Here is an 11,563-nt window from a genome sequence, read left to right as displayed (position 1 = left end):
TCAAGCCTGACATCGCACGGTTAAGGGACGCACATGGCTCAGCAGGTTTGCATCATCGGTGGTGGGGTTATCGGCCTGGCGAGTGCCTACGCGCTGGTGCGTGCCGGGATGCAAGTGACCGTGATCGAGGCTCGGGAAACCCTGGGCAGCGAGACCAGTTTCGCCAACGGCGGGCAGCTGTCCTACCGCTATGTTGCGCCCCTGGCCGACAAGGGCGTGCCGCTGCAAGCCATTGGCTGGATGCTGCGGGGTGACTCGCCGCTGAAGCTGCGCCCGCGTATGGACCCGGCGCAGTGGCGCTGGATGGCGTCGTTCCTGGGGGCTTGCCGTGGCTCGGTGAACCAGCGCAATGCGGCCCATCTGCTGCGCCTGGCGTCCCTGAGCCAGGACACCCTGCAACGCTGGCGTGAAGAGGACCAGTTGGGGGATTTCCACTGGCGGCGCAATGGCAAGCTGGTGACCTTCCGCAGCCTCGACAGCTATGAGCGCGCGCTGAATAAAGTGACGGACCCTTTGCAGCAGCAAGTGCTCTCGGCGGCGGATTGCGCCCGGCTGGAACCGACCCTGGACGGTGCCAGTTTTGCTGGCGGCATCTATACGCCCAATGAAGAAGTCGGTGACTGCCATGCGTTCTGCCAACAGCTGGCGGCGCGCCTTGAAGCGTCGGGGCGCTGCACGTTCCTGCTGGGGCGCAAGGTGACGGGGATTCTTCACAGTGCGGGCACCGTGCAGGCGATCGAGATGGGCAGTGAGCGGCTGCCCGTGCAGCACCTGGTGCTCGCCGCCGGACACCGCAGCCCCGAGCTGGCCTTGCCCGGCGTGTCGCTGCCGCTCTATCCCCTCAAGGGCTACAGCCTGAGCGTGCCGATTGGCCCGCAGCATCAGGCACCGAATATCAGCATCACCGACTACGATCGCAAGATCGTCTACGCGCGCATCGGTGAGCAACTGCGGGTGGCGGCGATGGTGGATATCGTCGGCTTCGACACCCGCCTTGAACCCAAGCGCCTGGCGCTGATTAAACGCCAGGCGCTTGAGACGTTCCCACTGGCCGGTGATTACCAGCATGCGGTCGAATGGGCCGGCATGCGCCCGGCGACGCCTACGGGTGTGCCGCTGATTGGTGCCAGCGCCTATAGCAACCTGTGGCTTAACCTCGGGCATGGCGCCCTTGGGTTTACCCTGGCTTGCGGCAGCGGCCAAGTGCTGGCTGAGTTGATCGGCCGGCACAGCACTTCCATTGATATGCAGGGCTTCGCGCCCTGTGCCGCTTGAGGATGTTTCGATGACCATCACCCGAATCAACAGCAACAATCGCCTGTCTGGCGCCGTGGTGTTTCAGGATCTGGTGTTTTTGTCCGGCCAGGTGCCGGGCGAAGGCCGCGATGTGAAGACCCAGACCGAAGAAGTGTTGGCCAAGATTGATGCGCTGCTGGCCGAGGCCGGCAGCGACAAGGATCATCTGCTGAACGCGACCATCTACCTGAACAATATTCAGGACGGGTTTGCGCCGATGAATGAAGTCTGGTCCGCCTGGTTGTCGCCGGGGCAGGCACCGACGCGTACCACGTTGCAGGCGCAGTTGGCACGGCCCGATGTATTGGTGGAGATCAGCGTCATCGCTGCCCGCCGTCCATAACTAAAACAAAAAGGGAGAATAACAATGCAAAAACTGTGGCGAGGGGGTTTATCCCCCGTTGGGCTGCGCAGCAGCCCCATACTCTTCCTGGCCCTGATATTGAGCGCCCAGACCCAGGCAACCGAAGCCCCCCTGGAAGGCACACTGAGCAAGATCGCCAACGCCAAGAGCATCACCCTCGGCTACCGCGACGCCTCGGTGCCGTTTTCCTATGTGGGTGATCACAGCGGCAAGCCCATGGGCTATTCGGTGGAGCTGGCGAACAAGATCGTCGAGCGCATCCAGCAGAAAACCGGTGTGCCAAAACTCAACGTGAAGTACAACCTGGTGACCTCCCAGACCCGCATTGCCCTGGTGCAAAACGGCACTGTGGATCTTGAGTGCGGCTCCACCGGCGTGACCGCCGAGCGGCAGAAACAGGTGGCGTTTTCCTACGGGTTTATCTACGTGAAGGGCCAGTTACTGACCGCCAACGACAGCGGCATCAAACGCTTCGCCGACCTGCGGGACAAGAACGTGGTGACCACTGCCGGCACCACCAACGAACGCTTTCTCAAGAGCTACAACGTCGACCACAAACTGAACATGTCGGTGATCAGCGCCAAGGACCATGGCGAAGCGTTCCAGATGCTGCAATCGGGCCGGGCAGCGGCGTTTTACATGGATGACGCGTTGCTCTACGGCGAGCGGGCCAAGGCCAAGGACCCGCACAAGTGGGTAGTGGTGGGGGAGGAGCAGTCACGGGAAATCTACAGCTGCATGGTCCGCAAGGACGATCCGCAGTTTCTCGCGGTGGTCAACGAAACCCTGGCCGGCCTTTACAGCTCGGGGGAGATCAACGGGATTTACCAGCGCTGGTTTGAACAGCCGATTCCGCCCAAGGGCTTGAACCTGGAATTCCCGATGACCAGTGAGTTGAAGGCGATTATTGCGACGCCTGTGAGTGATCCAGTGGAATAAGCCGGGCCAGGGGTGGTAACCCGATCAAAATGTGGGAGCGGGCTTGCTCGCGAAAGCGGAGGGTCAGCCAATACATGTGTGGCTGATTCACCGCATTCGCGAGCAAGCCCGCTCCCACATTTGATTGGGTTTGCAAGGCAGGGTTTAGAAGTCGCCCCAGAGTTGTTGGGCCACCGCCAGCGCCACGACTGGCGCAGTTTCGGTGCGCAGCACCCTAGGGCCCAGGCGTGCAGAATGAAAACCTGCACCTTGGGCTGTTTCGACTTCACCATCAGTCAAACCACCTTCCGGCCCGATCAGGAAGGCCAGGCTCCCAGGCTTGGCGTGGCTCACCAGCGGCTCGGCCACCGGGTGCAGCACCAGCTTCAAATCCGCTTCGGCCTGCTTCAGCCAATCCGCCAGCAACAGCGGTGGGTGAATCACCGGCACCCGCGAACGACCGCACTGCTCGCACGCGCTGATCGCCACCTGGCGCCAGTGCTGCAGGCGTTTGTCGGCGCGTTCGTCCTTGAGACGAACCTCGCAGCGGTCGCTGAAGATCGGGGTGATTTCATTTACCCCAAGCTCGGTGGCCTTCTGGATCGCCCAGTCCATCCGCTCGCCACGGGACAGGCCCTGGCCGAGGTGAATCTGCAACGGTGATTCGATCTGCCCGGCGAAAGTCTCGGTGACCTGCACCACCACGCGTTTTTTGCCGACTTCCAGCAAGCTGGCGCGAAACTCCTGGCCGGAGCCGTCGAACAGTTGCACGGCGTCGCCTTCGCTCATGCGCAACACGCGGCTGATGTAATGCGCCTGGGCTTCCGGCAACTCGTGGTCGCCAAGGCTCAGTGGGGCGTCGACAAAAAAGCGGGACAGTCTCATTTCTGTTCTCTGGGGAGGTTCATGTAGGAGCGAGCTTGCTCGCGAAGAACGTAAGGGCGCCGCGTTTAAACAGGATACCCGCATTATCGTTGACGATTTTCGCGAGCAAGCTCGCTCCTACAGGTCAGGCAGCAGCGGCACCCGATTAATCGAGTGAACTCAATCAGCCCGGATCACGAAACCCCGGGTGGAAATCCTTGGGCACCGCCACGCTGACCTTGCTGTTGGTGGCGATATCAATCCCTTCGCTGGCCACTTCGGCCAGGAAGTCGATCTGCTCCGGGGTGATCACATACGGCGGCAGGAAATACACCACGCTGCCCAATGGCCGCAGCAACGCGCCACGCTCCAGCGCATGCTCGAATACCTTGAGGCCACGGCGTTCCTGCCACGGGTAGGCGGTCTTGGTGGCCTTGTCCTGCACCATCTCAATGGCCAGCACCATACCGGTCTGGCGTACTTCCGAGACGTGAGGGTGATCCACCAGGTGCGCAGTAGCGGTGGCCATGCGCTGGGCCAGGGCCTTGTTGTTTTCGATGACGTTGTCTTCTTCGAAGATATCCAAGGTCGCCAGGGCCGCCGCACAGGCCAGCGGGTTGCCGGTGTAGCTGTGGGAGTGCAGGAAGGCACGCAGGGTCGGGTAGTCGTCGTAGAAGGCGTCGTACACATCGTCGGTGGTGACCACCGCCGCCAACGGCAGGTAGCCGCCAGTCAGGGCCTTGGACAGGCACAGGAAGTCCGGGCGGATGCCGGCCTGTTCACAGGCGAACATCGTGCCGGTGCGGCCAAAGCCCACGGCGATTTCGTCGTGGATCAGGTGCACGCCATAGCGGTCGCAGGCTTCCCGTAGCAGCTTGAGGTACACCGGGTGGTACATGCGCATGCCGCCGGCGCCCTGGATCAGCGGCTCGACGATCACGGCGGCCACGGTGTCGTGGTTGTCGGCGAGGGTCTGCTCCATGGCCAGGAACATGTTCCGGGAATGTTCTTCCCAGCTCATGCCCTCGGGGCGCAGGTAGCAGTCCGGGCTCGGCACCTTGATGGTGTCCAGCAGCAAGGCCTTGTAGGTTTCGGTGAACAGCGGCACATCGCCCACCGACATCGCGGCGATGGTTTCGCCGTGGTAGCTGTTGGTCAGGGTGACAAAGCGCTTCTTGTTCGGCAGGCCACGGTTGAGCCAATAGTGAAAGCTCATCTTCAGCGCGACTTCGATGCACGACGAGCCGTTGTCGGCGTAGAAGCAGCGGGTCAGGCCTTCGGGCGTCATCTTCACCAGGCGCTCGGACAGCTCGATCACCGGCTGGTGGCTGAAACCGGCGAGAATCACGTGTTCCAGCTGATCCACTTGGTCCTTGATGCGCTGGTTGATGCGCGGGTTGGCGTGGCCAAACACGTTGACCCACCAGGAACTGACGGCGTCGAGGTAGCGTTTGCCTTCGAAGTCTTCCAGCCAGACGCCTTCGCCACGCTTGATCGGGATCAACGGCAGTTGCTGGTGGTCTTTCATCTGGGTGCAGGGATGCCACAGCACCGCAAGGTCGCGTTGCATCCACTGGTTATTCAACCCCATCTTCATTCTCCTCGAAGCGGCTCGCGCCATGCGCGGGCGAAACAATCGCGCAAGCCTATGCAATGCAGACCTGTGTCACAACCCATTGCGAGGTGGAAGCGTAAATTGGTGGTAAACGCAGGACAGTCCGTCACGTTTCTTCTGGATAGTCCTTAATCTCTTGTTAACTTACTCTGCATACGCTCTTGATCGTATTTCTCGATATTTCAAAGCGAAATTTTCCGCTTTAAATCGATAGGTAAGTCGATAGTCTTGGCACAGTTCTTACGGGATTTGGAACATGCAGCTACGTAACTCATCGGCCCGCTACGGCTGGGTCAGCATTGTTTTGCACTGGGGCGTGGCCCTGGTGGTGTTCGGTCTGTTCGCGTTGGGCCTGTGGATGGTGGGTCTCGACTACTACAGCACCTGGCGTAAAGACGCCCCGGACCTGCACAAAAGCATCGGCATCACGCTGTTCGCCATCATGCTTGTGCGTATTGTCTGGCGTTTGCTCAGCCCGCCGCCGCCCCCGCTTGCCAGCTATAGCCGCATGACGCGTCTGGGGGCTGCGTTTGGCCACGCATTCCTGTATCTCGGGCTGTTTGCCGTGATGATTGCCGGTTACCTGATTTCCACCGCAGACGGTGTCGGGATCCCGGTATTTGGCCTGTTTGAGATTCCTGCACTGGTTTCCGGGCTACCGGACCAGGCAGACACCGCAGGCGTGGTGCATTTGTACCTGGCCTGGGTATTGGTGGTGTTCTCCGGCCTCCATGGTGTGGCTGCGTTGAAACACCATTTCATTGATCGTGATGTGACCCTGGTTCGTATGCTGGGGCGCAAAGCCTGATGTTCAACCTCGACTCACAAGGAATAGAAAGCATGTTGAAAAAGACTCTCGCCGCTCTGGCCATCGGTTCTGCCCTGCTGACTGCCGGTCAGGCGATGGCAGCTGACTACGTTGTCGACAAGGAAGGCCAACACGCCTTCGTTGACTTCAAGATCAGCCACTTGGGCTACAGCTTCATCACCGGTACCTTCAAGGACCTGGACGGCAAGTTCAGCTTCGATGCTGCCAAGCCTGAAGACAGCAAGATTGAGTTCAACGTCCGCACTGCCAGCGTGTTCACCAACCACGCCGAACGTGACAAGCACATCGCCAGCAAAGACTTCCTGGATGTTGGCAAGTTTGCCGATGCCAAGTTCGTCTCCACCAGCGTCAAGACCACCGGCAAGAATGCTGACGGCAAAGTCACTGCAGACGTGACCGGCGACCTGACCTTCCATGGCGTGACCAAGCCAATCGTCGTCAAGGCCACCTTCCTGGGTGAAGGCAAGGATCCATGGGGCGGCTACCGTGCCGGCTTTGAAGGTACTACTTCCTTCAACCGCCAGGACTTCGGCAAGCAGATGGACCTGGGCCCAGCGTCCAACACTGTTGAGCTGTACGTGACGTTTGAAGGTGTGAAAGCGAAGTAATTTTCGCCAGCCACACAAAAATGCCCCGGATCTCACGATCCGGGGCATTTTTTATGAAGCGTGAAAATCAGCGGTTGCGGGTCAGCAACGCCGGTTTTTCACCACGTGGACGGCCCGGCAGTTGATCCAACTGCTCAGGTGTCAGCGTGCGATCGCTTTTCGACTCTTTGTGGATGATCTTCGGTGCCGGGCCGCCGCGCGGGTTTTGCACCGCTGGCTCCGACAGACGAGGTTGATCATCACCGGCCGGGCGACGGTTACGCGACTCTTCGCGACGCGCCTGGCCGTCACGCGGTGCGCCGTTGCGCGGGCCGCTGCGCTTGGCAGGCGGGGTACCGGTGGTGGCGCCGTTGCTGCTGCGCGGACCGTTCTGGCGACCTTGTGGCTGGCCGCCAGTGCGTGGCGCAGAACCTGCGCCTGCGCCCTGGGCTGGAGCGCCCGGGCGACGACCACGGCCCTGGGCTGGCTTGGCCTGGGGCACGTAGTCAACGCGGTTACCGAAGTTGTCTACGTCGTCGTCCAGGAACTCGTCCGGCGCTCGGTCGGCAGCAGCACGTGCCGGCTGGCTCGGCTGGCGCTGTTCGCGGGCCGGGGTGCCTTCACGGGGCTTTTGCTCACGAGCCGGGCGTTCGCCACGGCCGTTGGTCGCAGCCTTGTCCTTGCCGCCTTTGTCCTTGCCCTTGTCTTTACGACCGCCACCACCACCGCCGCCGTTCGGGCCATCGCCCTTCGGACCGCGTGGGTTGTTGCGTGGGTTGCGCACATCCGGACGCTCGCGCACTTCAGGCTTTTCAGCCTCAACGGCGCTGGAGTCGAAGCCCATCAGGTCGCCGTCGGTGATTTTCTGCTTGGTCATGCGCTCGATGCTTTTCAGCAGCTTTTCTTCGTCCGGAGCGACCAGGGAAATGGCCTCGCCCGAACGACCAGCCCGGCCAGTACGGCCGATACGGTGCACGTAGTCTTCGTCGACGTTTGGCAGCTCGAAGTTGACCACGTGGGGCAGTTGGTCGATGTCCAGGCCGCGAGCGGCGATGTCGGTGGCGACCAGGATGCGCACTTCACCGGCCTTGAAGTCGGCCAGGGCTTTGGTGCGGGCGTTCTGGCTCTTGTTGCCGTGGATGGCGACGGCGGTGAGGCCGTGCTTGTCCAGGTACTCGGCCAGGCGGTTGGCGCCGTGCTTGGTGCGGGTGAAGACCAATACCTGTTCCCACGCGCCGGCGGTGATCAGGTGGGCCAGCAGCGAACGCTTGTGGGCGGCCGGCAGGCGGAACACGCGCTGCTCGATACGCTCGACCGTGGTGTTCGGCGGCGTGACTTCAATGCGCTCCGGGTTGTGCAACAACTTGCCCGCCAAAGCGGTGATGTCGTTGGAGAACGTAGCCGAGAACAGCAGGTTCTGGCGTTTGGCCGGCAGGCGCGCGAGGACCTTTTTTACGTCATGGACAAAGCCCATGTCGAGCATGCGGTCGGCTTCGTCCAGTACGAGGATTTCCACGTGGGACAAATCGACGCTGCCTTGGCCGCACAGGTCGAGCAAACGACCCGGGCATGCAACCAGTACGTCGACACCGCGGGACATGGCCTGAACCTGTGGGTTCATGCCGACGCCGCCGAAGATGCAGGCGCTGACGAACTTCAAGTCGCGGGCATACAGCTTGAAGCTGTCATGCACTTGGGCGGCGAGTTCGCGGGTAGGGGTCAGGACCAGTACGCGCGGTTGGCGCGGGCCATGACGCTGGGATTTGTCCGGGTGACCGTTGGGGAACAACCGCTCCAGGATCGGAAGGGCGAACCCGCCGGTTTTACCAGTACCTGTCTGAGCCGCAACCATCAGGTCGCGGCCTTGCAACACGGCGGGAATGGCCCGCTGTTGCACCGGAGTAGGCTCGGTATAGCCCGCTGCCTCGATGGCGCGGACTAAAGCCTCGGAGAGACCGAGGGAAGCAAAGGACATGAGTAATCCTGTTTTAGTTAGGGCTTGGCCCAGAGGGATAGTCTTGCCTGGCGTGAATGGCGTTTAGATGAACGCAATCCCGTCCGGTCCTGCTGGGGCTGGCAGGCACTCAGACGGCTCGCGCGGGCTTGAAAGCTGCGCTGTAGCGGGGTCGGGTGCCTTTTGCAAGACCGAAGCGTCCGGGCGTAAGCCTGGCGGAAAGGCCGGAGTATAACAGAGCAATCACTCTGCGCTGCTTTCCTGCTGCTCAACGGTGTGCGCGGGCACGGCGGATACGCTGGTTTGGGGGCTGCTGCCTGCATATTTGGCGCTCAAAGCCGCGTAGGCCGGCTCTTGCTTGAAGCGTTTGAGTTCGGCGGCAAAACGTTGCACCAGCAAATCCATGCCGGCACCACGGCGCACGGCGAGGAATTGTGGCTGGCTGCTGACCACCTGGGGTGCCTGGGTGATCTGGCCCTCAAGTCCGAGGGCCTTGAGCACATGCTGGCCGACCCGGCGGTCCGTGATGACCAGGTCGATCCGCCCCAGCGCGAGTTTGCCGAAGTTGGCCTCATGGCTGGCGGCCGGCTCCTGCTTGAACTGTGTGGACTCGCTGAACTCGGCGCCATAGAGGTAGCCCGGCGACGTGCCGATGGTCAGGCCGCGCAGGTCGTCGAAGGTCTGGAACGGATATGGGCGCTTGTTGGCGTAGAACAGCACGAACTCCACCTCGGACAGCGGCTCGCTGGGGTACAGCAGCACCGCGTCGCGTTCGTGGCTGTGGAAAATATCCAGTGCGCCATCGGCCTGGCCTTGATCGAGCATCGCCAGGCAGCGCTTCCAGGGCAAGAATTGCCAATCCACATCGATGCCCAAACGCTGGAACACGATCACCGTAGTCTCGTAGTCGAGCCCGCGCATGGTGCCTTTGTCGTCGTATACGTATGGCGCCCAGGGCTCGGTGACAATGCGCAGTTTCTCGCCATGGGCACCGAGGCTCAGGCAAGCGAAAAGAACAACGGTCAACAACCGGAAAGTGACAGGCATGCCCCGAGATTACGACTGTCTCGGGCTAAAGAGAAGCTCTGGCTCAGCGATCTGCGGGCGCCCGCCGGTTTTACTTACCGGGAGATTTGATCAAGTGTTCGTAGATCGCCTCGCGCCGCTCACCGAGAATCAGCCGCACCACGGGATTGGCAAACCAGTGCTCCAGCAGATGGGCATCAACGGGCCGGCCCTGGCGCTCTTCCTGATTTTGCCGGGCCTTGTCCCACCAAACCGGGCCACACGCCTGGTCGAACTCGTTTTCATGCTCATAGCAGCCGTAGAGGATTTCCCGGATGAACTGCTGCTGGTGCTTGGGCAATATCAGAGTGATCAGCTTGTACATCAGCCGTTGCAGGCGCGGCGGGCGCGGCAGGTGGGCGGAGACCTGGCGGGTATCGTCGAGGGCCGTGACGCTGGTGGGGTTCGCCGCATGCTTGGCGATCCATGCCTTGACCTTGGCTCGGAACAGCTGCTTGCGGCTCCAGTAGTGGTGGATCAGGTCCGGGCATTCGCGCACGTTGAGGGTGCGATAAGCGGCGATGGACAGGCAGAACTCTTCCAGGGTGTAGGCGCCCTGGGCATGGGGAAACAGTTCGTCCATCAACTCGATCGAACGGTCGAGAATGTGCGCGTCCTGCTGCGTCAGGCCCATGACCCCGGAGTTGAGGGTCATCATGTCGTCGTCGGCCACGCCCATGTCCAGCAGGCGCTGGTACAGGGCGCTGTACAGAATGCTTTCGTGGTTGTCGCCGTATTTGGTGTAGAAGGCGTTGCACAGCAGGGTGCCGGGCTGCACGCGTTCAAACAGCGCCAGGGGCGAGTGGTGGAAAAACGTGTCGGTGTCGATCAGCAGCGCCACTTCGGACTCTTGCAGCACCTGCCGCAGCACCACGTGCTTGGTGCGGAAGTGGTAGCCATGGGGCTCGCTCCAGCGTTTGCGCGTGGCTTCATCCAGCGGGCGCACCCGTACCGGCAGCAGGCGATAAGGCTCGGGGTTGTCGCTGAAGACCTGGATATCGATGCCGGCATCCGGCGTATTCCGCAGGAAGGCCAGGGCGCTGGCGATACTGAATACCGCTTCCTGATGGTAAGTCTCGGCGCCGAATACCAGGTAGACCAGTTGCGGGCGGGACGTCGGGGCGGTTGTATTCATGGACTGCAGAATTCCGTGGGCGTTTAGAACGGCAAAGGCCCTCGATATGAGGGCCCTGGCATTTCGGAGCAGACCTTAGCGTGGCAGCTTCAGGTTGTTCCAGACAGCGAGGCTTGGCTCAGCCTGGTTCAGGGTATAGAAGTGCAACCCTGGCGCGCCACCTTGCAACAATTGTTCACACATTTCGCTGATGACCTGTTCGCCGAACGCCTGGATGCTCTTGACGTCGTCGCCGTAGGCTTCCAGTTGTTTGCGAATCCAGCGTGGGATTTCCGCGCCGCAGGCGTCAGAGAAGCGCGCCAGTTTGCTGTAGTTGGTGATCGGCATGATGCCCGGCACGATCGGGATATTCACGCCCATCGCCTGTACACGTTCAACGAAGTAGAAGTAGCTCTCTGCGTTGAAGAAGTACTGGGTGATTGCGCTGTTGGCGCCGGCGTTGGCTTTGCGCACGAAGTTCTGCAAATCGTCTTCGAAATTGCGCGCCTGGGGGTGCATCTCCGGATAAGCGGCCACTTCGATGTGGAAGTGATCGCCGGTTTCTTCGCGGATGAAGCTCACCAGGTCATTGGCGTAGCGCAGCTCGCCGCTGGCCATGCCCATGCCGGACGGCAGGTCACCGCGCAGGGCGACGATGCGCTTGATGCCGGCTTGCTTGTATTGGGTCAGCAGGCTGCGCAGGTCGGCCTTGCTGTCGCCCACGCAGGACAAATGCGGAGCAGCGGGGACTTTGACTTCGCTTTCCAGCTGCAACACGGTGTTGATCGTGCGATCGCGGGTGGAGCCACCGGCACCGTAGGTGCAGGAGAAGAAATCGGGGTTGAAGCTGGCCAACTGCTTGGCAGTCGCCATCAGTTTTTCATGCCCAGCATCGGTCTTGGTCGGGAAGAACTCGAAGCTGTAGCGACGGTCTTGGGACATGGTCATACCTATGGA

The 11,563-nt window shown here is 61.3% G+C and carries 11 protein-coding genes; 5 read left to right on the top strand and 6 right to left on the bottom strand.

The window, feature by feature from the left end:
• Window positions 1-33: 33 nt before the first annotated feature.
• Genes ACA046_RS30630 through ACA046_RS30620 form a run of 3 tightly spaced genes read left to right on the top strand, consistent with a single transcriptional unit; the run spans window position 34 to window position 2,599 of the window.
• Window positions 34-1,275 carry a D-amino acid dehydrogenase gene (locus tag ACA046_RS30630; RefSeq protein WP_497675535.1) on the top strand — a complete coding sequence of 414 codons (1,242 nt, stop codon included), beginning with the start codon at window positions 34-36 and terminating at the stop codon, window positions 1,273-1,275.
• A gap of 10 nt (window positions 1,276-1,285) precedes the next feature.
• Window positions 1,286-1,639 carry a RidA family protein gene (locus tag ACA046_RS30625; RefSeq protein ID WP_459024390.1) on the top strand — a complete coding sequence of 118 codons (354 nt, stop codon included), beginning with the start codon at window positions 1,286-1,288 and terminating at the stop codon, window positions 1,637-1,639.
• A gap of 24 nt (window positions 1,640-1,663) precedes the next feature.
• A complete protein-coding gene (locus ACA046_RS30620; protein ID WP_497675534.1) occupies window positions 1,664-2,599 on the top strand; it encodes a transporter substrate-binding domain-containing protein in 936 nt (311 codons plus the stop codon).
• Window positions 2,600-2,743: 144 nt separating this feature from the next.
• Here the strand turns inward: ACA046_RS30620 and ACA046_RS30615 are convergent, their stop codons facing one another.
• Window positions 2,744-3,463 carry a 16S rRNA (uracil(1498)-N(3))-methyltransferase gene (locus ACA046_RS30615; protein WP_076017765.1) on the bottom strand — a complete coding sequence of 240 codons (720 nt, stop codon included), beginning with the start codon at window positions 3,461-3,463 and terminating at the stop codon, window positions 2,744-2,746.
• A gap of 163 nt (window positions 3,464-3,626) precedes the next feature.
• Window positions 3,627-5,033, bottom strand: coding sequence for an adenosylmethionine--8-amino-7-oxononanoate transaminase (locus ACA046_RS30610; RefSeq protein WP_076017767.1), 1,407 nt, complete (start codon window positions 5,031-5,033; stop codon window positions 3,627-3,629).
• A gap of 280 nt (window positions 5,034-5,313) precedes the next feature.
• Here ACA046_RS30610 and ACA046_RS30605 point away from each other — a divergent pair, with 280 nt between their 5' ends.
• Both ACA046_RS30605 and ACA046_RS30600 read left to right on the top strand, forming a co-directional pair.
• Window positions 5,314-5,865 carry a cytochrome b gene (locus ACA046_RS30605; protein WP_076017768.1) on the top strand — a complete coding sequence of 184 codons (552 nt, stop codon included), beginning with the start codon at window positions 5,314-5,316 and terminating at the stop codon, window positions 5,863-5,865.
• Between the two features lie 32 nt (window positions 5,866-5,897).
• Entirely contained in the window at window positions 5,898-6,494 is a 597-nt protein-coding gene (locus ACA046_RS30600) for a YceI family protein (protein WP_076017769.1), read from the top strand.
• Between the two features lie 67 nt (window positions 6,495-6,561).
• On the opposite strand, the gene rhlE2 is transcribed toward ACA046_RS30600, so the two are convergent.
• The 4 genes from rhlE2 to metF all read right to left on the bottom strand — a co-directional run bounded on the left by rhlE2 (window position 6,562) and on the right by metF (window position 11,548).
• Window positions 6,562-8,448: an RNA helicase RhlE2 gene (gene rhlE2 / locus ACA046_RS30595; protein WP_459024386.1), complete on the bottom strand. Its 1,887-nt coding sequence runs from the start codon at window positions 8,446-8,448 to the stop codon at window positions 6,562-6,564.
• Window positions 8,449-8,670: 222 nt separating this feature from the next.
• Window positions 8,671-9,474, bottom strand: a complete 804-nt coding sequence (locus ACA046_RS30590; protein WP_497675533.1) for a substrate-binding periplasmic protein — start codon at window positions 9,472-9,474, stop codon at window positions 8,671-8,673.
• Between the two features lie 70 nt (window positions 9,475-9,544).
• Window positions 9,545-10,627: a hypothetical protein gene (locus ACA046_RS30585; RefSeq protein ID WP_459024383.1), complete on the bottom strand. Its 1,083-nt coding sequence runs from the start codon at window positions 10,625-10,627 to the stop codon at window positions 9,545-9,547.
• A gap of 75 nt (window positions 10,628-10,702) precedes the next feature.
• The gene (metF, locus tag ACA046_RS30580; RefSeq protein ID WP_063033886.1) at window positions 10,703-11,548 is read right to left on the bottom strand and encodes a methylenetetrahydrofolate reductase [NAD(P)H]; all 846 of its coding nucleotides are present in this window, start codon (window positions 11,546-11,548) and stop codon (window positions 10,703-10,705) included.
• Window positions 11,549-11,563: the final 15 nt, after the last annotated feature.

It is taken from the genome of Pseudomonas sp. LBUM1641 (genome assembly GCF_059716235.1).
This window is presented reverse-complemented; position numbering and strand designations above follow the sequence as displayed.

Bases quoted from the DNA above. Each gene is read 5' to 3' on its own strand.
- ACA046_RS30630 (WP_497675535.1), top strand. From the start codon at position 34: ATGGCTCAGCAGGTTTGCATCATCGGTGGTGGGGTTATCGGCCTGGCG.
- ACA046_RS30625 (WP_459024390.1), top strand. From the start codon at position 1,286: ATGACCATCACCCGAATCAACAGCAACAATCGCCTGTCTGGCGCCGTG.
- ACA046_RS30620 (WP_497675534.1), top strand. From the start codon at position 1,664: ATGCAAAAACTGTGGCGAGGGGGTTTATCCCCCGTTGGGCTGCGCAGC.
- ACA046_RS30615 (WP_076017765.1), bottom strand. From the start codon at position 3,463: ATGAGACTGTCCCGCTTTTTTGTCGACGCCCCACTGAGCCTTGGCGAC.
- ACA046_RS30610 (WP_076017767.1), bottom strand. From the start codon at position 5,033: ATGGGGTTGAATAACCAGTGGATGCAACGCGACCTTGCGGTGCTGTGG.
- ACA046_RS30605 (WP_076017768.1), top strand. From the start codon at position 5,314: ATGCAGCTACGTAACTCATCGGCCCGCTACGGCTGGGTCAGCATTGTT.
- ACA046_RS30600 (WP_076017769.1), top strand. From the start codon at position 5,898: ATGTTGAAAAAGACTCTCGCCGCTCTGGCCATCGGTTCTGCCCTGCTG.
- rhlE2 (WP_459024386.1), bottom strand. From the start codon at position 8,448: ATGTCCTTTGCTTCCCTCGGTCTCTCCGAGGCTTTAGTCCGCGCCATC.
- ACA046_RS30590 (WP_497675533.1), bottom strand. From the start codon at position 9,474: ATGCCTGTCACTTTCCGGTTGTTGACCGTTGTTCTTTTCGCTTGCCTG.
- ACA046_RS30585 (WP_459024383.1), bottom strand. From the start codon at position 10,627: ATGAATACAACCGCCCCGACGTCCCGCCCGCAACTGGTCTACCTGGTA.
- metF (WP_063033886.1), bottom strand. From the start codon at position 11,548: ATGTCCCAAGACCGTCGCTACAGCTTCGAGTTCTTCCCGACCAAGACC.